Annotated in this window: 23 protein-coding genes and 1 tRNA gene; 9 read left to right on the plus strand and 15 right to left on the minus strand. The window is 45.5% G+C overall.

What is annotated here, in order from left to right:
• Nucleotides 1-150 precede the first annotated feature (150 nt).
• The 3 genes from HRQ91_RS11790 to HRQ91_RS07555 all read left to right on the plus strand — a co-directional run bounded on the left by HRQ91_RS11790 (nucleotide 151) and on the right by HRQ91_RS07555 (nucleotide 3,985).
• Nucleotides 151-279 carry a hypothetical protein gene (locus tag HRQ91_RS11790; RefSeq protein ID WP_275946227.1) on the plus strand — a complete coding sequence of 43 codons (129 nt, stop codon included), beginning with the start codon at nucleotides 151-153 and terminating at the stop codon, nucleotides 277-279.
• A 256-nt stretch (nucleotides 280-535) separates the two neighbouring features.
• The gene (locus HRQ91_RS07550; protein ID WP_210118986.1) at nucleotides 536-2,014 is read left to right on the plus strand and encodes a peptidylprolyl isomerase; all 1,479 of its coding nucleotides are present in this window, start codon (nucleotides 536-538) and stop codon (nucleotides 2,012-2,014) included.
• Nucleotides 2,015-2,026: 12 nt separating this feature from the next.
• Nucleotides 2,027-3,985 (plus strand): 6-hydroxymethylpterin diphosphokinase MptE-like protein, encoded by a 1,959-nt coding sequence (locus HRQ91_RS07555; RefSeq protein ID WP_210118987.1) that lies wholly within the window; start codon nucleotides 2,027-2,029, stop codon nucleotides 3,983-3,985.
• Between the two features lie 169 nt (nucleotides 3,986-4,154).
• Here the strand turns inward: HRQ91_RS07555 and lepA are convergent, their stop codons facing one another.
• The 8 genes from lepA to ispE form a co-directional block, all read right to left on the minus strand.
• Nucleotides 4,155-5,957, minus strand: a complete 1,803-nt coding sequence (gene lepA / locus HRQ91_RS07560; RefSeq protein WP_210118988.1) for a translation elongation factor 4 — start codon at nucleotides 5,955-5,957, stop codon at nucleotides 4,155-4,157.
• A 194-nt stretch (nucleotides 5,958-6,151) separates the two neighbouring features.
• Nucleotides 6,152-7,825, minus strand: a complete 1,674-nt coding sequence (locus tag HRQ91_RS07565) for a S1C family serine protease (protein WP_210118989.1) — start codon at nucleotides 7,823-7,825, stop codon at nucleotides 6,152-6,154.
• 44 nt (nucleotides 7,826-7,869) lie between these two features.
• Nucleotides 7,870-10,044 (minus strand): tetratricopeptide repeat protein, encoded by a 2,175-nt coding sequence (locus HRQ91_RS07570; RefSeq protein ID WP_210118990.1) that lies wholly within the window; start codon nucleotides 10,042-10,044, stop codon nucleotides 7,870-7,872.
• Nucleotides 10,045-10,145: 101 nt separating this feature from the next.
• On the minus strand, nucleotides 10,146-11,708 hold the full coding sequence (gene tilS, locus HRQ91_RS07575; protein WP_210118991.1) for a tRNA lysidine(34) synthetase TilS: 1,563 nt from the start codon (nucleotides 11,706-11,708) through the stop codon (nucleotides 10,146-10,148).
• Between the two features lie 105 nt (nucleotides 11,709-11,813).
• Nucleotides 11,814-12,368, minus strand: coding sequence for a 50S ribosomal protein L25 (locus tag HRQ91_RS07580; protein WP_210118992.1), 555 nt, complete (start codon nucleotides 12,366-12,368; stop codon nucleotides 11,814-11,816).
• 37 nt (nucleotides 12,369-12,405) lie between these two features.
• Nucleotides 12,406-12,478: transfer RNA gene (locus HRQ91_RS07585), tRNA-Gln, on the minus strand.
• Nucleotides 12,479-12,488: 10 nt separating this feature from the next.
• Nucleotides 12,489-12,776 carry a septation regulator SpoVG gene (gene spoVG / locus HRQ91_RS07590; protein WP_210118993.1) on the minus strand — a complete coding sequence of 96 codons (288 nt, stop codon included), beginning with the start codon at nucleotides 12,774-12,776 and terminating at the stop codon, nucleotides 12,489-12,491.
• A 55-nt stretch (nucleotides 12,777-12,831) separates the two neighbouring features.
• Nucleotides 12,832-13,689, minus strand: a complete 858-nt coding sequence (gene ispE, locus HRQ91_RS07595) for a 4-(cytidine 5'-diphospho)-2-C-methyl-D-erythritol kinase (protein WP_210118994.1) — start codon at nucleotides 13,687-13,689, stop codon at nucleotides 12,832-12,834.
• A 292-nt stretch (nucleotides 13,690-13,981) separates the two neighbouring features.
• Here ispE and HRQ91_RS07600 point away from each other — a divergent pair, with 292 nt between their 5' ends.
• Nucleotides 13,982-14,221, plus strand: coding sequence for a hypothetical protein (locus tag HRQ91_RS07600; protein WP_210118995.1), 240 nt, complete (start codon nucleotides 13,982-13,984; stop codon nucleotides 14,219-14,221).
• Between the two features lie 11 nt (nucleotides 14,222-14,232).
• Here the strand turns inward: HRQ91_RS07600 and rsfS are convergent, their stop codons facing one another.
• The 6 genes from rsfS to HRQ91_RS07630 form a co-directional block, all read right to left on the minus strand.
• The gene (gene rsfS / locus HRQ91_RS07605) at nucleotides 14,233-14,589 is read right to left on the minus strand and encodes a ribosome silencing factor (protein WP_210118996.1); all 357 of its coding nucleotides are present in this window, start codon (nucleotides 14,587-14,589) and stop codon (nucleotides 14,233-14,235) included.
• A gap of 128 nt (nucleotides 14,590-14,717) precedes the next feature.
• Complete coding sequence (locus tag HRQ91_RS07610) at nucleotides 14,718-15,911, minus strand: LCP family protein (RefSeq protein WP_210118997.1); 1,194 nt, start codon at nucleotides 15,909-15,911, stop codon at nucleotides 14,718-14,720.
• A 27-nt stretch (nucleotides 15,912-15,938) separates the two neighbouring features.
• Nucleotides 15,939-16,658, minus strand: coding sequence for a bis(5'-nucleosyl)-tetraphosphatase (symmetrical) YqeK (gene yqeK / locus HRQ91_RS07615; protein WP_210118998.1), 720 nt, complete (start codon nucleotides 16,656-16,658; stop codon nucleotides 15,939-15,941).
• Nucleotides 16,642-17,358 (minus strand): nicotinate (nicotinamide) nucleotide adenylyltransferase, encoded by a 717-nt coding sequence (gene nadD, locus HRQ91_RS07620; RefSeq protein WP_210118999.1) that lies wholly within the window; start codon nucleotides 17,356-17,358, stop codon nucleotides 16,642-16,644. The genes yqeK and nadD overlap by 17 nt, the downstream gene beginning before the upstream one ends.
• The gene (obgE, locus tag HRQ91_RS07625) at nucleotides 17,355-18,479 is read right to left on the minus strand and encodes a GTPase ObgE (protein WP_210119000.1); all 1,125 of its coding nucleotides are present in this window, start codon (nucleotides 18,477-18,479) and stop codon (nucleotides 17,355-17,357) included. Before obgE ends, nadD begins: the two co-directional genes overlap by 4 nt.
• 57 nt (nucleotides 18,480-18,536) lie before the next feature.
• Nucleotides 18,537-19,724, minus strand: a complete 1,188-nt coding sequence (locus HRQ91_RS07630) for an iron-containing alcohol dehydrogenase (protein WP_210119001.1) — start codon at nucleotides 19,722-19,724, stop codon at nucleotides 18,537-18,539.
• A 251-nt stretch (nucleotides 19,725-19,975) separates the two neighbouring features.
• Between HRQ91_RS07630 and HRQ91_RS07635 the strand changes: the two genes are divergently transcribed.
• Nucleotides 19,976-21,472 carry a Do family serine endopeptidase gene (locus HRQ91_RS07635; RefSeq protein ID WP_210119002.1) on the plus strand — a complete coding sequence of 499 codons (1,497 nt, stop codon included), beginning with the start codon at nucleotides 19,976-19,978 and terminating at the stop codon, nucleotides 21,470-21,472.
• A 204-nt stretch (nucleotides 21,473-21,676) separates the two neighbouring features.
• On the opposite strand, the gene HRQ91_RS07640 is transcribed toward HRQ91_RS07635, so the two are convergent.
• Nucleotides 21,677-23,584 (minus strand): flavocytochrome c, encoded by a 1,908-nt coding sequence (locus HRQ91_RS07640; protein ID WP_210119003.1) that lies wholly within the window; start codon nucleotides 23,582-23,584, stop codon nucleotides 21,677-21,679.
• 304 nt (nucleotides 23,585-23,888) lie between these two features.
• On the opposite strand from HRQ91_RS07640, the gene rplU reads away from it, so the two are divergent.
• From rplU to HRQ91_RS07660, 4 genes are all read left to right on the plus strand, one after another.
• Nucleotides 23,889-24,203, plus strand: coding sequence for a 50S ribosomal protein L21 (gene rplU, locus HRQ91_RS07645; RefSeq protein WP_210119004.1), 315 nt, complete (start codon nucleotides 23,889-23,891; stop codon nucleotides 24,201-24,203).
• Between the two features lie 3 nt (nucleotides 24,204-24,206).
• A complete protein-coding gene (locus HRQ91_RS07650; protein WP_210119005.1) occupies nucleotides 24,207-24,536 on the plus strand; it encodes a ribosomal-processing cysteine protease Prp in 330 nt (109 codons plus the stop codon).
• Nucleotides 24,537-24,816: 280 nt separating this feature from the next.
• A complete protein-coding gene (gene rpmA / locus HRQ91_RS07655; protein WP_210118278.1) occupies nucleotides 24,817-25,074 on the plus strand; it encodes a 50S ribosomal protein L27 in 258 nt (85 codons plus the stop codon).
• A 411-nt stretch (nucleotides 25,075-25,485) separates the two neighbouring features.
• Entirely contained in the window at nucleotides 25,486-26,028 is a 543-nt protein-coding gene (locus HRQ91_RS07660; protein WP_210119006.1) for an NADH peroxidase, read from the plus strand.
• The last annotated feature ends 324 nt before the right edge of the window (nucleotides 26,029-26,352 follow it).

Genomic DNA, 26,352 nt, shown 5'->3' on the forward strand with positions numbered 1-26,352 from the left:
AGTGTCAACCGCCGCATATAAACCGCAGATAGGCTGCCGCGCGGAGTCGTACTGAGTGCTGAGTTATCGTAAATCATAAGTCGAAATTTGAGGCACGAAAACGGCGGTACACGCTTGAAAAAACCGTTGCAAAGGAGGGTGTGTTGATATATGAAAAACGATCTTGAACACGATGTGGACGAGTGGCTCCGTTTGCCGCGACTTTCCGCTATCCGCAATATCCAGATATCGATGAGGAACTTACGCAAAAAGCCCTTGCCGATATGGACACAGTTATAGACTGGTGTAAAGATCAAATAAAAAATAATGGAAATTGAGAGCTGTACATTGATACCACACTTGCCGGCGTTTTGAACATGCGGTGTTTTTACCCAAGATGTTCCGTTACGATAAAACGGAACGCAAGGCAGCGGGGACTGACACAGAGCCGCTCTGGCCGGATTGTTTCGCCGTATTACATTCGTGCTCTTCCCAAAACAAGGGCGCTATGATAAAATTATTCCACTTTCCAAAATTAATACTATAGGGAAATTTTATGAAAAGACACTTTTATACGATCGGTTCCGTCATTGTGCTGCTTTTTGCCGCATTCATTTTTGTGATCCTTCCGGCTATGGTCGGAGAAACGGCAAGAAAAAAGCTTCCGCCCTTCGGCTCATACGACGGAAAAAATATTCTATACGAGCAGGGAACGCCTTTTGCAAAGGCCGTAAGCAATTATGCCGAAATGCTGAAGATGCAGGGGCAGGAAATCAACGAAAACGCTTATTTTTACATTTTTAACTATGCTTTTAACTCTACGGTGACTAAGATGGCATACGATTCCGCCGTCGAAAAAAGCGGATGGCGCGTTCCAGAAACGGCAATAAGCCGCAATATGCTGCAGTATTTTTACGATGAAACGGGCAAATATTCATCAAAACTTTTCAGACAGGCCGATGAAAACAGAAAGCGTGAAATCTACGCAAATGTAAAGGAATCTTTAATTTCACAGCGTTATTATGACGACGCGTTCGGTTCAGAAGAAACCGTCGGTAAAACGGCCTTGTTCGGATTAAAATCGTCGTCAAAGGAAATTCCGTTTATCCGCAGCATGGGAGAAAAAATGCGCTCGTTCGACGCCGCCTTGTTTAACACGGATAATTATCCCGACGAAATGTCATCTTCGTACGGTAAAGAACACAGCGACCTGTTTGTAACCTACGACCTTTCCGTGATCACTGTAAGCGACGAATCTACCGCAAAAACGGTTCTTAACAGACTTAACAGCAACGAGATAATTTTTACGGATGCGGTGACCGAATATTCGTCAAAAAATTACAGCGGCGACGACGGAAAACTAAGAGACAAATACAGTTATCAAATCAAGAACGTCATATCGAAAGACGAAGATTTTAAAGCCGTCTGCGCCCTTGAAACGGGAAAAACAAGCGCAATCGTAAAGACCGGTACCGGATATTCTATTTTTAAAGCGGATTCTGACGCGGTTCAGCCGGATTTTACAAAATCCGAAACAATAAACGACGTGCACAAGTATCTGAACGCCTATGAAAAAGGCATAGTAGAAGACTATTTTACCGAAATTGCAAAAAACTTTGCTTCCGACGCGGTACAAAACGGATTCGACAAAGCCTGCAAGACATTCGACACTAAAAAAATAGAGATTCCCGCGATCGCTCTCAATTACGGCAATCTCGCTATACTCGGTACACTGCCTTTGAGATCGGCACAGGAATTTGCAGACGCGCCGAACGATGAGAATTTTCTAAAAGAAATATTTTCCCTTAAGCAAAATGAAATTTCAAACCCGCTCGTGTTAGGCAAAAATGTAGTTGTTCTTCAGATGAAAGAAGAAGTTGACGGCGGAACGGACGAAGCAACCGCTTCTCAGACATTTCCGGCGGAAATAGCCGGGTTTGACCGCGAAGCGGCGCAGGCGGCATTGTTTAACAGTCCTAAAGTCGTAAACAACGTTATGTCCGTCTTTTTCAACAATTTTATGAATAAAAACTGAAAGGCGGCAACTTTGGCAGGTCTTCTGTCCGATAAAAAGCCCTGCAAGGTACATACCGAGCGGGGCTTTTCCGTTTCTTACAAGGATCGACTGCTCTATTCAAAATACGATCCGCAAAAATCGATTTTGCAGACCGTAGATTCTCTTAGTATTCTTCCGGGAACTTTGGTACTGTGTTTTTCACCCTGCCTGTGGTACGGAATGAAGAAACTTCTTCAAAAAATACCGAAAGGATGCCGCATCCTTGTCTGCGAAGCCGACGATCTTCTGTACGAATTTGCAAAAAATGAGCTGGCTAAAAACCCGGCTTTAATCGGTCACGTAAAAAATGACGATCTGATTTTTTTAACGCCCGAGCAGTTTAAAAATCTGCCCTACGCGCTTGAAAACTCGTCTTCAAGCGGTCTCGCAACCGACTTTGCGATACGAATAGGAAGCATTAAGCGAACCCTGCGCATAGACTTTTCAGCCGGAATACAATTCGAAGCAAAATCGTATGACGACATATATTTGCAGTGCCAAAAAGTGATTTCCCAGTTTTGGAAAAACAGGCTTACGCTCGTAAAATTCGGGCGGCTGTATTCAAAAAACATATTTCAAAATCTTGCGCGCCTGACAAGAAAAAATTCCGTTCCTTTCCAAAACCTTGAACGCACGGTTTCAAAACCTATTCTGATCTGCGGAACGGGCGAAAGTCTTGAAAAAACTCTTTGCACATTAAAAAAGTTTTTAAAAACAAAGCGGCGAAAAAACATATATCTTATTGCGGTTGACGCGTCTTTACCCGTATTGAACGCCCACAACATAGAAGCCGACGCTGTCGTAGCCGTGGAATCCCAGCTGGCCATAGAAAAAGCCTATATCGGAATTCCGGGGATTAACGGAAAGCTTTCGGCCGCACTGGCCGCGGAATCTGCCGCAGCAGCCTCAGGCCGGCAAGAAGGCCGCGGCGATAAAAAAGCCGCCGCAGAAAAAGAAATCTCGGACAAAAAAGATCAAAAGTCTAAGATTTTTACCCTCTTTGCGGACATGACTTCACGCCCCCACATAACGGACATTACGAGCGGAAGCGTGTGTTATTTTGTTTCGGAATACGATAAAAACGACTTTATAAAGCGGCTTTTCGAAAAAAATCTTTTGCCGAAGGCGATTCCTCCGCTGGGGTCGGTAGGACTTACGGCTGCTCATATAGCGCTTCTGCTGCGCTCCTCAGCAGAAGTTCCCGTCTTCGTCACGGGAATGGATTTTTCATATTCGGTAGGAAAGACGCACGCCAACGGGTCGGCGCCGCATAGCGAGCGGCTCTTTTCGCACAACAGAATCACTTCATTAGGAAATTACGGTGCGGCGTTCGGCAACGGGAGCTTAGCGTTTACGGACAATGACGGGGAAAAACGGATAACGACTTTAGTGCTTTCAAACTACGCAAGAAATTTTGCGCTTTGCTTTTCGGGCGTAAAAAATCTTTGGAACATAGGCGAAAGTACGCTTGATATAGGAATTCCGCGTCTTACCGTAAACGAAGATTTCACCTTTGCAGCCGGGCAAGCTCCGGGTGCTTCTATAAAAACAAACACTGAATGGAATTCGCGCGCAATTATGCCCCGCACAGACGAAACGGCGTCCGATACACGCACACCGCCCTGTGGAGCCGCCCGCCCCGATCAAAAAAACTGCCGGGAACGCTCAGCAATATCCTCTTTTTTTGAAACGGAAAAAGCGGCGCTGGAAAGACTAAAAGGCCTTTTAACAGGCGAAATCAAAGTGGCCGGACAAACACCGCAAGATTTGGACAAAGAAATAATATCTTTGCTCAGCGGTCGAAGTTATCTTTATTTACATTTTCCGGACGGGCATACGCCTTCTTTGGAATTGAGTTTTTTAAAGCGCATACGAAGCGAAATCGATCTTTTTTTAAAGAACATAACTCTCGCACAAAAAATTTTGGAAACTCAAGGCAATTCCGTTTAGGCGCAGTCTAGCATAAGGACTTAAGAAGCCGCAGCTCAATGCAAGCACTCAGCATCGCATAGACGAGCCGCCCTGTGTAAAACCGCCGTTCCGTGAAAATCGCCGCATATGTGACCGCATCGAATAGGCGTGCCAATCACACATCGCGCTTATGAGCGCAAAAAATCCGCTATTCTTCTTTTTCGCGCAAAACGGCAAGAAAGGCAGACTGCGGAAGTTCCACGTTCCCCACCATCTTCATGCGTTTTTTGCCTTCTTTTTGTTTTTCAAGAAGTTTTCTTTTACGGGTTATGTCTCCGCCGTAGCACTTGGCAAGAACGTCTTTACGCACTGGATTTACCGTTTCGCGCGCAATTATCTGACTTCCTATCGCCCCCTGAATCGCAATTTTAAACTGCTGCCTGCTTATTTCATTCTTTAATCTCGCACAAACGGTATGCGCGTGTTTTGACGCATTGTCTTTAAATGTAAGCTGGGCAAGAGCGTCCACGGGTTTTCCGTTTATCAAAATATCAATTTTTACAAGCTGCGTAGGCCGGTAGCCTATCACTTCATAGTCGAACGAAGCATAGCCTCGGCTGTAACTTTTCAATCTGTCGTAAAAGTCAAATAAAACTTCGGCAAGAGGCATCTCGTACAAAATTTCAACGCGCTTTTCATCCAGATAAGTCATATTGGACTGCGTTCCGCGTTTTTCCGTACAAAGCGCGATTATAGAACCTATGTATTCACTCGGAGTGATAATCGAAGCCTTTATATAAGGCTCTTCGGCTTCACGAACGCGGCCTTCAGGATATTCCGCGGGATTATCTATAAAAGTTTCTTCTCCGTTTGAAAGCAGCACTTTATAGCGCACCGAAGGAGCCGTAAAAATCACAGCCTGATCATAATCGTGCTCAAGCCTCTCTTCAATTATTTCAAGGTGCAAAAGTCCTAAAAAACCGCAACGAAAACCGTTCCCCAGCGCAACCGAATTATCTTTTTCGTATACGAGACTTGCGTCGTTCAATTTAAGACGCTCCATGCTCGACCTAAGTTCTTCATAGTCGTTTGAGTCCATAGGATAAATAGACGAATAGACGACAGGTTTAACTTCTTTGAACCCCGGCAATGCCTGTGCCGCAGGATTTTCCGAAGAAGTTACGGTGTCGCCTACGCGCACGTCGCTTACGGTCTTTATTCCGGCAATAATGTAACCTACGTCGCCCGCTTCAAGAGCTCCCGTCGCCTCGTACTTGATCTTAAAAATTCCTACCTGTTCCACCTTGTGGGACGATCCGTTGTGCATCATAAGAACGGTATCGCCCACTCTTATGCGCCCCTGCATCATGCGAAGATGAACAATTACGCCCCTGTAATCGTCGTAATGGCAATCAAAAATAAGCGCCTGCACGGGAGCGTTCACATCGCCTTTAGGAGGAGGAAATTTTAAAACAATGGCTTCAAACAGCTCGTCTATGCCCTCCCCCGTCTTTGCCGAAACAAGCTGCGCATCGGCAGGATCAAGCCCCAAATCGTGTTCAATCTGATGCTTGATGGAAGGAATGTCGGCCGAAGGCAAATCTATCTTGTTTATTACGGGAACTATCGTTAAATCGTGTTCCAGCGCCATAAACATATTGCTCATAGTCTGCGACTCAACGCCTTGAGAAGCGTCAATCAAAAGCAGCGCACCCTCGCAAGAAGCTATAGCACGCGAAACTTCGTAAGAAAAATCCACGTGTCCCGGAGTATCTACAAAGTTAAGCGCATAGTCGTGTCCGTCCCTTGCGTGATACGGAATCGTCACGGCCTGACTTTTGATCGTTATTCCCCGTTCCCTTTCAATGTCCATATTGTCCAAAATTTGATTTTTCATCTGACGCTCGTCAATGATTTTGGCCTTTTGGATCAGTCTGTCCGCCAGGGTGGATTTTCCGTGATCAATGTGAGCTACTATACAAAAATTACGCTTATACTTTAATTCCGCCATAAAATTTCCTAAAAAATCAAATATATTCGGGCGCGCCCTTATTCGCTAAACCGGTATTCCGCACTTCGCTCACGCTCACCGTCCTCGCTTCGCTGCGGTCGGCGCTCCGCGGTGCTCCATCCCGGCGCAGGCTCATTTCCGGCTACTCCGCACAATCGGCACGGCTTCGCATAACGCATCATTAAAACCGCGTATCAAAAATAATACGGACTGTCTAACGGTGTAGTTATCGAAACGCCTATGTCAAGATATCCCTTTTTACGCTTTCTAGCATAAATTTCAGCAGACAAAAACGCATTATCGTCGGAAAATTTTATGCGGCCTATGTCCACAGGATCGTTTTCCGAAAATCCCGATTCGTCGGCGATACCGCCCTTGATTATCTTTGTAACCGCATATTTTCTGCTGTTTAAACTTGAAACCGCTTGCAGTCCCATTCCGAAAAGCGGCACAAAAGACGTTTCTATAAGATCACGTTCGTAAGCATTTTTTCCCGGATATTCGGGGCGCACGTCAAGATAGACTAAGGTTTCTTTTTCGCTGCCGTCTTCAGTGTAAGAAAAGCGCGCTAGAGTGTCGGGAACAAAACGGCGAAGCTCGTCCTGTACGGAGTCAAGATCAAAAACTTTTTTGCCGTTGACAGCGGTTATTATCTGGCCTGTTTTAAGATAGGAGCGCTGAGCGCTGCCCGAAGACATTACGTACTGGATTTCAAGCCCCTCGGACACCGTCCCGTTACGGAAAGTATGGCCGTAAGCGCCGATCCATGCGTGCTCGCGTTTTCCGCCGTTAAATAACATCGGCAGATCCGTTTTTAAATATTCCACGGGAATGGCAAAATTCAATCCCTGGTACTGCGGAAGCCCCGCAAACACAATAGCCTGCACGTTGCCGTTTACGTCAATACACGGCCCGCCCGAATTCCCGCCGTTTACAGCAGCGTCTATTTGGAACACGCTTCCGGTAGTAAACAGTTTACGGTTCATCGCCGAAACTATGCCCGAAGTGAGAGTTCTGTCCAATCCTACCGGGGAACCTATAGCGAAAATTCTATCTCCGACGGAAAGCCCCGAACTTGAACCTAGCCTAAACACATAGGGAGCGTCCACTTCGGTTTTTAAAAGCGCAAGGTCAAGGGTGGCGTCCCAGCCTACAACCTTCGCAGGCACCCGCGTTTCAGGATCGTCCGCAAGGCGTACATATAATCTTGCCACCCCTTCGAATTTAGTATCCACGACGTTCTTTATCACATGGTAGTTTGTAACGATATAGCCGTCTTTGCGTATAAAAAAGCCCGAACCTATCACTCTGTCGGCGTAACCCACTCCCCTTTCAATCTTTATTCCCTGATCGATCCAAACCGTCACGGTTCCGGAAATATATTGAGCGACGTTTTCAGGCGTACCTTTACCCGAGTCGGAATTATCTGCCCGATCGGCGGCTCCTGTTTGCACTCCGGGAACCCCTTCGCAGCACAAAGATTCAAGCTCCGAGAGGCTCGTGTTGAGCGAAGAAATTTCAGGATACCCTGCGGCGTCGAGCGATCTGTAAAGTCTTAACGCGGTAAAATGATCTTTTTTTTGGGCGGCGCTCTTATACAGCTCCGCGATGCGTTCAAAACACAGCGCGGTCAATTCTCTGTCGTCTATCAGATAGGACCGCCACAAGGCAAGGACCGGTTTAGTTTCAAGAATTTTTTTTATATCGTTTATCTCGATGTTTCTTATGTCCTCGATAGAATAATCCGGAACTTCATACACGTTTCCCGAACGGTTAAGATTGCTTGCGCAGCCCGAAAACAGAGCCGGCGCAAAAGCTGTCAAAGCCGAAAAGAAAAAAAACAATAATGAATTTTTTTTATTTAACATCTCAATTCCTTAAAATTGCACAGCGAGTAAATCTTCAGATTTATTTAAAATTCAGCGCCTGTACTTTCGCCATCCGCAGCGCCTGCCGTTTCGGGCGATCCGCCGTTTTCGAATTCGGGCACAGCGGGTATCATACGGCCGAAATATTTTTCCGCCATCTTCACCGAAAGTATACGGTTTTCGCCGCTTTCAACAAGAACGCTTATTCCCTGACCGCCGGCTTCCAGCGCGGCAAATACGTCCCTCTCGTTCTGAAGACTTCCCATGTCTCCTACCCAATAAAATCCGGGCAAGTCGCCTTTTTTTACCGCATATTCTATATTATCGTAAACGATTTTAAAAGGCTCCCCGTCCACGCTCGAAACAACCGCAAGAAATCTGCCCGGCGTCAAATAAAACATAGCGTCTTCAAGAAGGTTGTCTCCCTCTTTTTGCGGATAACGCACGTAACGCACGTCCCACTGACCGTCGTTGTCATAATCCCAAGACGTTATTTTTCCGTTATGAGGCAGATACTCTTCGGTAAAGTCGGGCACGGTATCCTTATTGAAGTCTATTCGGATCATCTTTACATACAGACCTCTTATATCGGACGAAAGACCGTACACATTATTTAGAATGCGGCGGCCGTCTTCCTCGCTCAGCGCCATATCGCCTTCGTCATCGACGGCGTAAGTTTCGGTCGTTTCAAATATCCCGTCGCCGTCCCTGTCCACAATGCGTAAAGTTATAATTCCGTTTTCAAAAAAAGCCTTCGCGTACTGTTTTCCGTTAAGCGTATAATAGGCTGCCGCAGGCGCTCCGTCTAAAATCGAAAAACGTACGCGAGCCCCGTCATATTCGCCGCTGTCGGTTTCACAGTATATGGCGGCAGCAGTCAATTCTTTTTCGTCAATAACGGGAACTTCGCCGTAAACATGAGGAACGTAAAATTCGCACCCGAGAATTTGAGTAAAAAAGGCGAACGGCGCAATGTCGAACGGCGTCCAAGCAAACTTTTCGTCGGCTATAAAAATGTCCTTTTCTCTTCCGTCGGAATACTTTACCGAAACTCTGTTTACATAAGGATAGGAGCCGTATCCCACGTCAAGTTGTTTTTCAGGAAGCTCTACGGAAACGGGAACTCCGAAATCGCAGACGGCAGTCCATTCGTCTATCCCGTCGTTGTTTTTGTCCCAACGCACGTTTTTAGGCCTTCCGCGAAAATAATCTACAAAAAGGTTGGCTTCCAAGTCCTCATCCGTATCGACGGTTAAAAGCCCGTCGTAAGACATAAGATATTCGCTTAAAAAACTTTTAACTTCCTCGTCCGTTATTAAAGTCGCGAGAGCCGTCAAATCTTCAAGCGAAACCGAAGTATCCGAAAAACTCGTAAAATATTCGACCGCGGCTTTTTCCGAAAGAAGTCCGACTTTTAAAGCAGCGGAAGCGAACATTGGGTGCGACAACCCTCGCGCTTCATAGGATTTTAGAAGTCTTACGCTTTCTTCTCGTTTTGCAAAAAGAGCCGCATATAATTCCAATTCGGGATCGGTTCGAGAATACGACGGCATTGAAGCGATAAAAAAATCCGCAATGCGCCTAAGCTGCTCAGTCGCGTTTTCGCGATCCCACGCCTCATACTCGTTTCTAAAAAAAAGTCCTGCGAAACGGTAATCGTGAGGATAAACTCTGCGCGCCGCGTCCACTTTGTCGCGCGCCTTATAAAGCCCCTCTTCGGTGTGCATGCGGTAAAATGATTTTACGCGGATGTATTCGGCGTCTGCAGAAAACAAAAAGGGCTGTGCGTCGAGCACTTCCAACGCTTTTTCATAAAGACCCGTATCGCTTAAGATGTCCGCATAAAGAATTCTTGCGTTGTCCCTGTCGTAATCCACCCATTCTCCGTCCGTAAGAGCGCGCTCGACAAGCGGTTTTACTTCTGCGCGAGGGCTGCCCGTATTCGTCTTTACTACCGCGTCAAAATACCACAGATCGGAAATGCCGCTGTCATAGCCCAAACCCATTTCTATATTGGAAGAAGCTGCCGCCCAATCTCTCTGATTTATATACGTCTTTGCAAGCTGAAGACAGCGGACTGCGGTTTGCCGGTTTGCCGTCTTATACGAATTTTGCGCCGCTCTCCCGGTTTGTGCCTGAGCGCCGGAAGAAGCGATAAATAAAAAGAATATCGTTACGGAACACACGAATGCGGCTATACGCTCTTTATAAAAACACATATCTTTTTAACCTTTTCTTCTATTAAAAAAACAAAATACTGTCCGGTAACAAAAAGTTCCGCCTCAACGGCCGGACGCGCACAGGCGCCGTCGGAAAGGCTTTAATTTTCCGATTTTACTACCCAGTCGGGAAAACCGTATGCCGAAGCGCAGATGCAAACAATCTCCTGCTCAGTCGTATCCAACCTTTGAACGATCGGAATAAAATCTCGCATTTCCTCTTCAATTTTCCATGAAGAAAAAACATCGTTCAGATCCTTCATCGTCTTGTCTGCGGACAAAACCGCGTCGCCCGGCTGCCGGCTCCTTACGCAAAACGGAAGCGAAATGTTTTTCAAAACCAGCGAATTTGCGGAATGCCCGCACAGGGCGACGGTTCCGTCGTCCGCTGCAAAAACCGTTCCGAAAGGCAGCTCATATTTCCCTTTTTCTTTTATTATAGCAAAAAAACCTTTATGCGTCTTCGGTTCCGTCTGTTTTTCGATAAACAACATTTTATCGGACAAGCTTGTGCCAAAAGTCGGTTTTGTTTTTACTAATCTTATGCACGCTTTGACGCTGGAAATTTTACATTCTTCAAGCTTTTTCGTACGGCGCACTTCAAAAGCGATTTTTTTCGACGCTCCGGCCTTTCCCGTCTCGCCGATTTTTCTCGCATCTCCGGCAGCCGCATCGTGCTCTTTGCTATGCCGATTTATCATATCGCTGCATTTTTGTATAAATGAATACGGGACGCGATCGTTACAGCCGATTTCGTTTACCGCAGAAAAGATAAGCCTTCTCCTTATGGGCTCAGGCAAAACGGCAAGTTCGGCCAAAGGCATAAAAAGGTCATCGCCTGCTCTTTCCCATTTGAGTTCAGCCGAAACGGAATCAAGCAATGACGAATCTTGTTCTGTCTTTTCGGCTCCGTTAAGAACCGCCCCCTGCCATCCGGGGAACGTTTCGTCCAGAACCGGCACAAGGATATTCCTTATCCGGTTTCTAAGGTAAGAATTGTCGCCGTTCGTGCTGTCCGTTCTCCACGGAATTTTACGAAGGTTCAAATAGTCTTCAATTTCCCGGCGGGAAATTTCCAAAAGAGGTCTTACGTATTTATCCCTTTGGCTTTTTATTCCGGCGGCGGCGGTTCCCGAACTTCCCTGTAAAAAACGCATGAGAATCGTTTCGAGGTTGTCGTTTTTGTTGTGCGCAAGGCACAAAAACGAAAGATCTTTATCTTTTATAAAAGAATCAAACGCTTGATATCGCAGATACCGAGCGGCTTCTTCTATTCCGCCTCCGCGTTCCGCAGCACACATGTCTACACGACCGTAAGGCAAATTATAAACGACGCATTCAACGGCACATCCGCCGTTTCGAAGCTCTTTACAATAATCGGCGACGAACTCCGCATCGCCTTCAGACTCGTCGTCCGGGCGGATTCTATGGTTTACTGTAATAACAAAGACGGGAACATCGTTTTTGCTGCAAATATCGGCGAGAGACGACAGGAGCGCAATCGAATCCGCTCCGCCCGAAACGGCGGCTCCCAAACGAAGCCGAGGAGAAAACTTTGCGCCAAGCTTGTAAAGCGCAGCTTCGACACGTCCGTCAAATTTTTCAATAAATGACTTTTCGGAAAATGATTCTTTAGAAAATGACCTTTCAGACGATTTTTTCAAATAACCTTCCCTGTTTTGCTTTTTTTACGTTTAAAACTTAAAAAAAAAGCTGACCGACAGCACTACGTCCGTCAGTCAGCATCAGTTTACATTAAAATGAAAAACCTAGCGCGCGGGAGAAACACTTACCAGATAAGTTTCCGGCGCAGTGAGAACCGTAACTCCCTTTCCGAACGAGAGATCCTTTACGCAAAAGTGTTCGCCTACGTTGATGCCTGAAACGTCCACGACCAAACGCTCCGGAATATTCTTGGCGACTGCCTTGAGCGTTACAAAAGGAGTATGCTTACGCATAAAACCGCCTTTAAGAACTCCGGCCGGCGTACCCGTATACTGCAGCTTCATCTTTACGGTAAGTTCTTTATCGCTCGCAGGTTCAAAAAAATCCGCGTGCAAAACCTTATCCGTACGTATGTTATATTCCGTATCCTTAATAAAAGCTTCAGCAGAATCTTTACCGTCGATCTTAAGGGTAACAAGCGTTGTGGGAGTGACCGTACGCCAAACCTTATTAAATTCCGTTTCATCAACGTCTATCATCGTCGACTGTCCCTTAGAATTATACATTATCGCCGGAATACGCCCCGTCGCCCGCAAAACCTTCGCTGCTTTTTTTCCCATAGTTGTACGGGTTTTTGCATTAATTACCATCTGATCCATAAAAGGAACTCCTTAAAACCGTTTTAAAAAATATTAACTGGGACGACAGGATTCGAACCTGTGGAATACCGGCACCAAAAGCCGGGGGCTTACCGCTTGCCGACGTCCCAAAATAACAAATTAATTTTCTTCCGAAACAGCAAATCCCGGCTCTATATGACCGGCGTTATATTCTGCAAGGATCTTATCCTGAAGCTCACTTCTGAATTCAGGGCTTATAGGATGAGCTACATCCTTGTATTCACCGCTTGCCGTTTTACGGCTCGGCATTGCTATGAACAATCCCGTCTTTCCTTCAATTATCTTCACATTATGAACAACAAAACAATTGTCAAATGTGACCGTCACATAAGCACGAAGTTTCCCCTCCGCTTCCACTTTCCGAATGCGTAATTCAGTGATCTGCACAGCAACCTCCGCAAGGCTTGGTAATAGTCTGTAACTCTCTCTTACCCGACGATACTCATGCGGCAACGCACTTAAGTCCTTTAGAAATCAGCGCATGAAAAGCAATGTCCGCTTCTCCGGCAGAAGCAAAAATTCCAAAAACAGCGGAACCCGAACCGGACATATCAGAAAAAACAGCACCTGCCTTACGTACTTCGGCGATCGCTGCTCCTATCTCAGGATACCGTCGCGCAATAACAGGAGTGAAACTGTTGGCAAAGGTCCAATTAACTATGGGACCGTTATATACAGTCTCAAGCTCTTCGAATGAAGGGCAATCTGCAAATTCCCCCTCGGAGGCGGCCTTGTCGACTAAAGAATAAGCTTCTCCTGTCGAACTATGAACACCGGGAAAAACCAGCAGAATATGTATGTCTTGACGCGGTTTAATCGGTTTAACGATTTCTCCGCGGCCTGTGACCAGCGCGCACCCTGGATGAGCGCAGCACAGGAAAAAAAACACATCGCTTCCGACTTCGCCGGCAATCTTGTTCGATAATTCGGAAGAAAGACGAACGTTCGCCAGTTGTGACAGCGCTTTAATAAAATAAGCGGCATCCGATGAGCCGCCGCCTAAACCGCCGCCGGAAGGGATCCTCTTTGTCAGCCTTACGCGGACAGACCTGTCAAATCCGGTATGCAAACAAAACGCCTTATATGCAGCCGACAGTGTATTTTGCTCGGGAAGTTCCATGTCGTAACATTCCACCGTGCAAGTATTTTTTCCGTCCTCAATACAAATTAAAAGATCATCAAACAACCGGACGGTTTGAAAAATACTTTCAATTACGTGAAATCCGTCTGCCCTTTTAGGAAGCACCTTCAAGTTCAAATTTATTTTTGCAGGCGCGGATACACGCATTTCAGCAAACATATTTCTACGTATTATACAAATTCTGATAATTAATGTCAAATAATCGATTGCGCCGTTGCGCCGTGTACCGCACCGATATGAGCTGCACTGAAAAATATAAAAAGACTGCACTCCCGGCAGCGCCCTGCCGCCAACCGTAAAAAAGCGCACATAAATTCATGTTTTTTGCAAAACAATATTGACAGAAACGCGATGCTAAATTACATTCAAGTTGTCGGCAATAAACGCTATATATAGCGTTTGTTACTTAATGAAAAGACGAAACAGGCTTATGCATCTGCGGGAGGGTGACATGCTTGACGAAGGTGATTGGTCGGATTATCAATCTGCAACGGTGAGTTTTTCTTACAACGACGATTACGATGAAGACGATTCCTTAAACGACTTTGAAGACAGCGAGGAATCCGATTCTCTGGATGACTTTGACGACGACTTCTATGAAGAAGAAAGTTTCGAAGATCTTGAAGACGAAGACGTGCAAGAGCCTTTTGACGATATCGAAGAAGAAGACGGCTACGACTTTACCAGGTAAAAGCCTTTTTTCTACGCTGTTTTAAAATCAATTTTTCGCCCGGCGAACCACAGCTTTTCAAGATCGTAAAAATTCCGCGCAGCTTCGGACATAAGATGAACGACTATCGGTCCTAAGTCTATCAAATTCCAGTCGTCCCCGTCCGACGTTTTTCTGTGCACAGTGTGAATCTCAAGAGCATGATCTTTGATGTATTCTTTTACATCCTTGTACAAACCTTGCTGATGCGAAGAACTGTTTACAGTCGCAATTATAAAATAATCGGTCCAGCTGTTCAGCTCGGAAATATCGAGAACACAGACATCCTTGCCCTTGCCGTCCTGCAGCAGCCGAGCAATTTCAAGCGCCTTCGTTTCTATTTCGTTCAATTTAAACCTCCGTTAAAATTCAACAGCCGAACAAAATGTCAATTTTGGAGGCTGTTGAATTAGTGCGCTCTTTGCGCGCAGTTAAATAAGATTTTATGCGCCGCAGAAAAATGGAACTCCTAAAAATCTCAATGAACATATCGGCCGTCAAAATCACCGCCGAGTATGATCGTAAAGTCGACATTCCGGTTTTCATCACTCATATCGCCGGAAAGTTGAATGTCTTCTTCCCTTATATTATTACAACGTATAAAATTTCCCAAACTCTTTGCAGCGTCGGCGTTGCCTATGTGATCTATTATTTCGGTCTTTTCAATATCGTTTGAACTCGCGTTCAGCGTCCTAAGTATATCATAGCCGGCGCTCCGCAAAAGAGCGGCCGTATTATGAGCCAGTCCCTGTACTGTGGTACCGTTTTTAATTTCAAGCACGTAAACGCGGCCGCTCAAAGTCATAGTTTCCGAAACAAGAGAGTTTACCGTCTGCATCACCACATCTTTTATAAGCTGCCCGTCGTAAAAAGGAAACAAAAGTTCGTTTCCGTCAACAATGCGGCGCATTCCCGTAACGGTTTGCGGTACGATCCGTTCCGCATCGACTTTTGAAATTTCACGCAAAAGATCTCTTAATCCGTTTGCATTTACATTTGAAGTAAATTTTTTTTCATAAAATTTAAAATTATTTTTTTCAAACATTACGGATGCGTTTCTGTTTAACGCCGAAAGTAAAGCGATGATTATATTCTGACGGCGCTCCGCAACGCTTGAATCCGTTTCATCCTCAATAAAGTATTCAAGATAAACCGCAAGCTTATCTCCGTCAAGCAAGATTGAACCTGACGGTAAAAGCCACCTCTTGCCCTCCGGCGAAAGAGCGTCGACGGGTGAAGGAACCAGAACACGCATACCTCCGAGTCTGTCGGTGATAAGTTGTAAATCTTTCAGACTAATCACGATATAAAACGGAATCGAAGATCCTATGAGCTTTTCTATTTCCGACCTGTAAACCTGAATACCCTTTTCGGAATATATTCTGTCTATTCGGTCTACACGGCCTATCGAAGAATAAATAGATCCAGTATTGCCGGGGATGCTGATCATAGCACCGACGTGAGAAAGCGGATAATATAAAAACACATCGGTAAAAAGCGCTTCCCCTTCATCTTCCATTACGATAAGAAGTTTTATTACCTGTTCCTGCTCCAAAATTTCGCCTACGGGATCTTCTTCAAGAAGGAAGTATAAAACAAGAGAAACGGAACCTATAATCAATAAAATGAGAAGTAAAAAAATAAATCCTTTTTGTTCCTGTCTGAGACGCATCCTTACCGTCCGTGTTATTTTATGTTTTTATGCATAATGCGCCGTAAGCTTGCCGCTGCCTTTCGACGCAGAGGCACATTCATTGTTTTTCTTCGCCGCGAACTTATTTTCAGCCGCTATGTCTTCTTCAATCTTTTTAAGAAAAGCAATCGATTGAGGCGACACGGCGTATTTTTTTTCTTTAACATAGGAAATCGCCTCGGATAAAACGGTTTTAACTAAATGATCCAAATCAAGCGAAAACAGTCTGTCAAGATATTCCGCACTCACATGTCCTCTGCCGGGCTCGATCTTGTCGGCGGCATATATTATTTTGCCGAGTCTACTCAAAGAAGGATCTCCGAACGTATGGCAAGCGACGGATTGCAATAGCTCTTTGTCGTTTATACCGAAATCGTCTCTAAGCATTACCGCAGCGGCGCGTCCGTGCAAGAGCGAAAGCTTGCTTTTTTCAACTTCAGTAACGGGATCTCCGTCCCGCAACGCAAGCGAAAGAATATCTTCATCCTTCATTTCCTTGCATATGTCGTGGGCGATTCCGGCAAGATATCCGAGATCCGGGTCAATTCCGTACAAAACGCACATTTTTTTTGCGGTTTCGGCTACTCGTACCGAATGTTCGTAACGTTTTTTTGAAAGAGCTTTAAATGCGTATCTGCGAACCCGTTCTATAACCTGCAAAATAGAAGATCTTTCGCACAACCGTTTTTTATTGCACGGACCCTCATCTTCAAGCTTTACATCCATATAATTTTCTTTTTCTAATATAACAATAAACTTCGAACGGGACAAGATCGCGCCAATCCTGACCTGAAGAAATTTTTTGCCTTATCTGAGTTGAAGAAACGGGTAAAAGCGGATTTTTTAAAATTCTGTGGGGATACGGAAAATCTTCCAGCATTTGATCCGAGGCTCTTACGCCGGTATACGGGCCGCGGGGCACGTTAACCGCCGCTTCTTCTTTTGGGGAACGGTTTTCCACGCCGGCGTTTAAAAAGCCAACTTTTGAAGAGTCGATCTTTGAAGGCAAAATTTCTTCCGGGCGCCGCGCAAGTATGATGTCCGTTTTTTGAGCGAGATACTCGGCGTTTTTCCACTTATAATACTCGGCCGCAAGGTCTTGCCCCAAAACAAGGCCGATCTTCGCAGAAAGACATTCCGAATATTTTTGTTCCAAAAAACAAACCGTGTCCCATGTGTATGAAATTCCCTTTCGTTCAAGCTCGCAGCATTCAACTTCGAAACGGCTGTCCGAAAGGCAGACAAGCGAAAGCATTTTAATGCGGTCTTCGTCAGACGGAGCGTCGCCTATAATTTTATGCGGAGGATAAAAAGTGGGAATGAACAGCAATCTGTCATAACCCAATTCGTCACATACGGATTTCGCAAGCGCAACATGCCCTGCGTGAACGGGATTAAAACTCCCGCCCAAGACGGCAATCTTCATCTTTCGGAACCGGGATATTGAACTTCGGCTTCTTCGTCTACCGAGCGCAAGTCCATAAAAGACGGAGAAATACTTGCATTGCCTGCATTGTTTTTACCGACCTTTTCATTGTTTTCAAGGCTGTCTACCAGACTCATTATCGCGTTGCGCGCGCTGCCCAGCCCGGAATTTGTAAGAACTGAAACGGGAATTACCGCTATGTCGCCGTATTTTTTCCTAATGTCGGAAGAAACTTTTTCAGCTCTTTCAGCGGCGCCTTCGACGTCAATTTTATTACATAAGACTATTCGCGGTTTTTTTGCAATATCCGCCGAATACGATGAAATTTCACCGCATAAAACATCATAGGCGGTAAAACAGTTTTCTTCACTGCAATCTATCATAAATAAAAGGCATGCTGTGCGGGAAATATGTTTTAAAAACTGAAAGCCTAATCCGGCTCCTTCCGATGCGCCTTCGATTATTCCCGGAATATCCGCAATTATTATGTCTCTTTCGTTATCAACCCTTAAAACTCCGAGATTTGGAATTTTCGTTGTAAAAGGATAAGGAGCGATTTTCGGTCTGGCGTTTGTAAAGGCCGTAAGAAGCGAAGATTTCCCCGCATTGGGAAAGCCCACAAGCCCCACGTCGGCCATTATGCTGAGTTCTATGCGAAGTTTACGCTCTTGTCCCGCCTGCCCCGGATTTGCATGCCGCGGAGCCTGATTGGTGGAAGTTTTAAAGTGAATATTCCCCCACCCGCCGTTTCCGCCTTTCAAAAACACAAAACTTTCGTCGTCGCTTTCAACCGTAAAATCGCGGATGATCTCTCCGGTTTCGTAATCCCGAACGGTCGTACCTGGCGGAACAAAAACTATGACGTCCTCGCCGTCCTTGCCGTATTTCCCCCAACTCATGCCGTCCTGACCGTTTTGAGCCTTAAAAAAGCGGCGATACCTTAGCGAAGCCAGCGTACGCATATTCCGTTTTACGCGAAAAACTACATCGCCGCCCTTTCCGCCGTCCCCTCCGGAAGGACCACCGTTAGGAATGTATTTTTCCCGTCTAAAAGAGACGCAGCCGTTTCCGCCTTTTCCGGAACGCACTTCAATTACAGCCTCGTCGGCAAATCGGATCATAACAAAACCTCAAAATCAAACTTTACCGGCTTAAATCAGGCTAAGACGGCGTATAATTCAGCGAGCCTTTTTATATATTTCCGTAAGTTCGGCCTTTCCCAGTTTTTTTACGGCGCCGACGGTTCTCGTGCCTTGCCAAGTACAGTTTACGGCAAGCTGTTCGCATTGAGCGTCGCTTAAATCAAGACCAAGCTCTTTTATTGAAATCGGCATATTGACGGATTTGAAAAAGGCTTCCATCTTCGCGATAGCTTCGAGGGCGGTTTTTTCCTCGTCCCCTTTTGAAGGCTTTTTCATATCGAAAATATCGGTGCCCATTTTAACAAAGCGTTCGACGTTTTCCTTATAGACGTAGCGCGCCCACGTAGCCCATACAGCCGCCAAGCCTGCGCCGTGCGTAACATCAAACATTCCGCCCAATTCATGTTCGATCTGATGAACCGCCCAATCTCCGTTTCCGAACGGCCCCGTAAGCCCGTTATGGGAAAGACTTGAAGCCCACATGATCTCCGCACGCGCATTATAGTCGCGAGGATTGCCGAGCAGGACAGGCGCGTTGTGCATGACGGTCTTTACGAGCCCCGCCGCAATATAATCTACCATTTCGGAAGATTCCTGTCCCTTTGCGGTAAACCACCTTTCAAGAGTGTGCATGATGATATCGGTAGCGCCGCTTTGAGTCTGCCATTGTCCCAAGCTGAACGTCAGTTCCGGATTCATTATTGCAAATTTAAGACGGCAATAATTGCTTGAAAACCCTCTTTTTTCAAGCGTTTTGTCGTTCGTTATCACGGAAGAATCGCTCATTTCGCTTCCTGCTGCCGCGATAGTCAAAACAGCCCCGATCGGAAGACACGCCTTAGGCGCATTTTTGCGGCTGTAGATATCCCAAACCGGAAAATCATTTGTCATTCCGTACCCTATGGCCTTGGCGGAATCTATGACCGATCCGCCTCCTACGGCCAAAATAAAATCAACCTTTTCAGCCTTGCAAAGTTCGATTCCTTTTTCCACTAAAGAAAGAACAGGATTAGGCTTTACGCCTCCGAGACTTACAAAGTCTATGCCGTTTTCTTTTAAAGAATCGTAAACACTGTCAAGCAAACCGGACTCTTTTGCCGACTTACCGCCGAAATGCACGAGCACCTTTTTGCAATTCTGCGCCTTTACAAGCTGACCCGTCTGTTTTTCCGTTCCTTTGCCGAACACAATCTGTGTAGGGGCGTAATATGTAAAATTAAGCATAAGAATATTATACTATATAGTAAGGAAAAATAGAATTCTTTGTAGGTCGAATAATGCCGAATTTCAAAGTTTTGAAATTGTCAGCTGAATAAAACCGCGCTTTCGGCTAAAATCCGTCTGCTAACAGAAAATTATCAGGTCCGGCGCATTTTTTTGTAACGCTTTTTTTAGGAATTGATTATTTTAAATGATAGATACAGGTCAAATTGAACCGTGATAAAAAATTTATTAGCTTTTGGAGGCTTAAAAAGATGAAAAAATGGACTAAATACCTGATAGGAGCCGTCTCTGCGGCCGTCTTATCTTTCGGCTTGGTCTCTCTTTATTACCGCGGCGTCGCCGTAAAAGGTTCGGCGGCTACGGCTTTTGCAGAAACGAAAACGGCGGCCGTTTCAATACCGCAGGATTCTTTAAAGGTTGTAGAATCTCTGCAAAACGCATTCCGTTCCATAAGCAGCGAAGTGCTCCCTGCCGTAGTGGAAGTCGACGTAACCGAAAAAAAGACGGTTACACCGTCGCCTTTTGAAAACATGCCCTTCTTTTTCTTCGGCAATCCTAACGACAGGAACCGGCAGGAAAGCACTCCCCGCGAATACGAACAAAAAGGATTGGGATCCGGCGTGATAGTGCGCAGATCGGGCAAGACAATCTACGTACTTACGAATAATCATGTAGCCGGAAAAGCTACCGATATTTCCGTAAAACTGAACGACGGCCGTCAATTCAGCGGAAAACTCGTAGGCGCCGACGAGAGGATGGATGTGGCTCTGGTATCATTTGAATCGAGCGACAACACCATACCCGTAGCCGTTTTGGGAGATTCCGACAAGGTTCAGGCGGGCGACATATGTCTTGCGATGGGAGCGCCGCTGGGCTACAGTCAGTCGGTAACGCAGGGAATCATAAGCGCGACCGGCCGTTCCGGCAGCGGAATCGGAAACGTTTCAGATTTTATTCAAACGGACGCTGCGATTAACCAAGGAAATTCCGGCGGCCCCCTTGTGAACATCTACGGAGAAGTCATAGGGCTTAACACTTGGATCGCTTCTTCTTCAGGCGGTTCTCAGGGATTGGGATTTTCAATTCCGATAAACAACCTCAAACACGCGATCGACGCTTTTATAAACGAGGGAAAAATTTCTTACGGATGGCTCGGAGTTTCTCTCATAGAAATTTCGGACGAATACAAGGAATCGCTCGGCGTAAGCAATAAAACGGGCGCTTTTGCGGCGCAGGTGTTTATAGATTCTCCCGCTTATAAGGCAGGGCTTCAATCCGGCGATTATATCACTTCGCTCGACGGTCATGAGATAAAATCCGTAGACCAGCTTGTGCGCGAAGTGGGAAATCTTAGAGCCGGAAAAAACGCCGAATTCGGTTTGATCCGCGGAGGAAAGCCCCTCTCCGTAAAAGTTAAAATCGAAGAGCGCAAGGCGGACGTAGCGGCGAACGACGGCAAGACATGGCCGGGCTTCCTCGCGGTTCCGCTGACGGACAAACTTCGCGAGCAGCTAAAAATTGACGACAAGAATGTAAAGGGCGTAGTCGTAAGCAACATATACGATAAAACGCCGGCCGCGTCTCTCAGGCTTCAGGAAGGCGATATCATAACCGCCGTAAACGGTAAACGCATTACCAACCTGCAGGAATTTTACAGCGCGATGGACCTTACAAAGACAAAATCTATCTCGTTTGACGTTTACACAAACGGAGGAACTATCACTACAAGTACATATAAGATAAAATAAAAAGGAAAAAGCCGCTTATACCGGCTAAATGCAGGGGCTGCCCTTCGTGAAGTTTTAAATCGCTTCCGGGACAGCCCCGACCATTTTAAATACAGGTTTAACTTCGGCGGCTATGTGGCGCCGCCTCGCCAAACGGCCGAGTTTTCTTTCAAAGACTCATGTATCAACAGTGCGCAAAGCGCGCACTAATCGCTCGGCCTTTTTTTACTTCGCGGAAGCCGCCGAAGCTCCGGCAATTTTACCGAACACAACCGTGTCGGGCAGTGCGTTGCCGCCTAAACGGTTCGAACCGTGTATACCGCCGGTAACCTCACCTGCAGCGTATAAACCGGGAATTGCTTTACCGCTTGCATCGAGCACTCGCGCATCTTTATCGATTGCGACGCCGCCCATTGTATGATGTATTGTCGGAACGCGGATTCCGGCATAAAACGGCGCTTTATCAAATCGCTTATCCATAACCTTCTTATTAAGAGGATCTTTTATTTTTCCGTCAACGGCTTCGTTATATTCTTCTATCGATTTTACCAAATTATCGGGATTGACGCCCATCTTTTCGGCCAAACCTCTTATCGTATCGGCTTTAACTACAAGTCCTTTGGCAACAAGCTCGTCTATCGTTTCGTTAAAATCGTTTTTAACATCGCCTGAAGTATATTCATGCGCATCGTGAAGAATAAACATCTTTCTTTCAGGCTGAGCCAACAATGCCCGCGTAAGATTGTCGCGTCTTTCGTCTTCGGCTACAAATCTTTTTCCTTCAAGATTTATAAACAATTGGTTCGCAGCGTTAATCGATATGTTACCGGACATTCCGCCGGTTTCCGGATTACCGACCGGTAAAAGCTGAATCCATTCCATTCCTACAAGGTTTGCTCCGGCAGCTTGAGCCATGATAATGCCGTCGCCGGTTGCACCCATGTGGTTCGTCGAGCCCAGTCCGTCCAAGCCGCCCCAGTGAATATCGTATTTCGCAATCAATTCGGGATTTCGTGCAAAACCTCCGGTTGCAAGCACAACTCCTTTTTCGGCAAGAAGGGTATAATCTTCGCTAACCGAAGACGCTTTTATCCCCGTAACTTTTCCGTCTTTTATGATCAGTTCGTCCGCTTTCGTGCTCAACAAAATCTCACAGTCCTTTGCGCCGTTCAAATATGCCATATAAGCTTCAATAGGACCGGTCATAAGCGGTTTTTCAAATTGGTGAGTTCTCGGCCACATAGAACCTGTTACCATTCCCACAAATTCCTGAACACCCACGCCTATGCTTTCAAGCCAACCCACGGATTCTTGAGCGCCCTGCGTAAGCTGATAAACCAATTCGAGATTGCCGACGCGGTCGCCGCCTTCAAAGGTTTGCAGCGCGTGGAATTCGGCAGAATCAAAGGTATAAGTCGCTTTACTGTCGTTATATTCTTTAAGCTGCGCCTTTACTTTTTCGATAAGTTCTTTATGCAAATCGTTTGCAGGCTCGGCATTGATATAGCGGTTTATGGCGTCCAAGTTGCCTTTTCTAATCTGGATTTTGTGCTGGCGGCCGGGGTCGAAGGCGTTATATTGACCGCCCGAAATAATTGTTGAACCGCCGACCGAGGGCATTTTTTCAACAATAATAACCGAAGCGCCCGCTTGTTTTGCACTCACCGCTGCGGCAAGACCGGCTCCGCCCGCTCCGACAATAACCACATCGGCTTTTTTTGTTACCGCCTTTTTCTTCGCCGCGGCTTTTTTTACCGCATTTTTAAAAAACGCAACATTTGCACCGGATTCGGCTAAAGCAGCTTCAGCGGCATTCAATATAGCATTGCTTGTAACGGTCGCGCCGGATACCGTATCGACGGCCAAACTTTGATATTTGACAATGTTTTTAGGTATATTTTGAATTGCGGCATCGGAAATATTCGGCGTTTCGTTGTGTGAAACGACGGAAACATCCGTAATTTTACCGTTCGTTAAGGTAACCGCCACCTTAACATCGCCGTGAATACCCTGTCCCGTGCCGTTAAAAACTCCGCTGACGTTACCCGCACCGTTTTGTTTCGCAGAACAGCCGGCAATTATAAAAATTGTCGTCATAAACAGAAAAGCTAAGAATTTCTTCATCTCTTTCATAAAAAATCCTATAAAAAATTTGTTATTCCGCTTAATTTACAAGCGGAATCATGTTGATTACTATCAACATTTATACAGTGTAATCGCTCTATATGTTGCGGTCAAGGATGATTTTCGGAACCGGCGGCTTTTTGCAGATTTTTACGCCAGCTGTCAACAGTTTGGAATTTTTGAACCCAGCTTGACTAAAAAACAACTTTTACGATATTATTTCTTCTACATGTATGCTAAACTAGCTTGTGGTATGTCCCGTTAAATACCGCGGCGAATTTTCATATTCATTTTGTTAGATTGAGGTATTTATATGTACGCACTTGTCGAATACATGGGTAAACAGTTTAAAGCCGAAAAAGGCGCCATCCTGCAAGTCGATAAACTTGATGCGGAAAAAGGAACCGCTATCGATATAGATTCCGTCTTGCTTGTAAGCGACGGCGATAAGATCAGCGTAGGTTCACCGTATGTAAAAGGCGCAAAGGTCAAAATCATCGTTGAAGATTCATTCAGGGACAAAAAAGTTCTTGTTTTAAAATACAAGAGCAAAAAAGACTATCACCGCCTTATCGGACACAGACAACAATATACCAATGTCCGTGTAGAGGATATAGTCGTAGCATAAATAATGACGACAATACACCTTGCGCTGGAAAAAGACGGAAGGCTTCGCTCCTGCGAGGCAAAAGGACATTCCGGCTATGCCGACAAAGGTTCGGACATAGTTTGTGCGGCAATCAGTTTTTTGATGCGAACCGTCATGCAAGTCTTATCTGAAACGGAAGGTGTACAATTGGAAAGCGATACGTCTTTACGCGGAACGGTATTTTTTCGCATAAGACAAAACCGGTTTGACGAAAAGACGAACGCCGAACTGGTATTTGCGGGAAATCTTTTGAAAAAGGGCTTTTCTTCCCTGTCAAAGGATTATCCTGAAAATATTTTGTATGAAGTTTAAAAGCCGTCGCTAAATAAGCGCGACGTCTTTTAATTGCGAGTTTTCTTTGAAAACTCGTTTATAAATTGTGCGCAAAGAGCGCATGAATTGCACAGCTCATAAATCTGAAAATTTACTCGCTGTACAATTTTAAGGAAAGTTTAAAAGCCGTCGCTAAATAAGCGCGACGTCTTTTAATTGCGAGTTTGCTGCGCAAAATGCGCATGAACTGCACTCAGTCGAAAATCGAAATTTTCTTCTTCGTGCAATTTTAGGAAATCAGACTTTACGGAGGCATAATATGGGAAGATCAAGAGGCGGAAGCGGTGCGAAAAATGGCCGCGACTCGAATCCTAAACATCTCGGCGTTAAAAAATTCGGCGGAGAAACCGTCAAAGCCGGTTCAATAATAGTAAGACAGAGAGGAACTAAAATTCATCCTGGAAACAACGTGATGAGGGCTAAGGACGACAGCCTGTTTGCAACTGTTGACGGACAAGTGGTTTTTGCCGAGCATAAAAACAGAATGACGGCTTCCGTTTCTCCAGTAAAAGCGTAAATTTTTAAATTAAATGCTTACCCGGGCATTCGCTGCGCCGGGTATTTTTTTTTCACGTACGAAAACTTGCCGGCATCTTCCTGACTGTATTTACCCCGCCACCCGCGATAATAGATTTTTTTCATTTAAGTTTTGCGCTTTAAGCCTTATATGACTGTAAGCCGAAAAGCCTTACAATGATTATAAAATTATAATTATTACAAATTTAATATTGACATATCATTGATATTGGAATATTATTAAAAACAGATATGTTCCAATGCTGAAGCGTTTTCATAAGACGGTATCTTATATGAAAGCGCAAAATAAGACGGCCGCTAAAATCACGGTATGATCTTATATACGAAAAAGATCGTTTTCAGCATCCACATGAACAAAGGCAGATGACATGACTGCCGAAAGGAGACTTGTATGAAAAAATGGGTCTGTAAAATTTGCGGATATGTGCACACGGGCGACAGCGCCCCTGAAAAATGTCCGCAATGCGGAGCTTCAAAGGACAAATTTGAAGAGCAGAAAAAGACGAATGGCTTTGCGTGCGAACACAGCGTCGGCGTTGCAAAAGGATTGGACGAACAGGTAGTCCAAGGTTTGCGTGAAAATTTTAACGCCGAATGCTGCGAAGTGGGAATGTACCTTGCGATGTCGCGTCAGGCGGAGCGTGAAGGCTACCCCGAAGTCGCTGAAGCGTTTAAACGCTATGCGTTTGAAGAAGCCGACCATGCGTCAAGGTTTGCGGAAATGCTCGGAGAAGTTTTGACTAATTCGACGCACAAAAACCTTGAACTTCGCGCAGAAGCGGAAGCGGGAGCCTGCGACGGCAAATTCCAGCTTGCAAAGCGTGCAAAGGAATTAGGGTACGACGCCGTGCACGATTCCGTACACGAAATGGCAAAAGACGAAGCGCGGCACGGAGCCGGATTTAACGGACTTCTTGCACGGTATTTCAAATAAGAATCGGATTTTGCCGGCGTAATCAAGAGTCTGTGTTCGGTTTTATAAAGTCCAAGCGCAGACTCTGACGTATCCGAAAGGATCCGGGCAGAAATTGAAACTTGCAAAAGGTTCGCCGAAACCGGCTTGAAATTGGCTTGAAGCTTCGCTGCAGGAGCCTGCAAAAGTTTTTATGGGAGAAAGATAAAAAACAACGTCTGAAATATCGCCGTTGTTTTTTATCTCGAGTTTGCGCGGATGTTTGTGAAAGGAGTTGTATATGTATCGTTTTGATAAAAACAAAATGAATACACTACAACTTATTCTGCAAACTCGATTATTTAT

This window comes from Treponema parvum, from assembly GCF_017893965.1.
GTDB lineage: Bacteria > Spirochaetota > Spirochaetia > Treponematales > Treponemataceae > Treponema_D > Treponema_D parvum.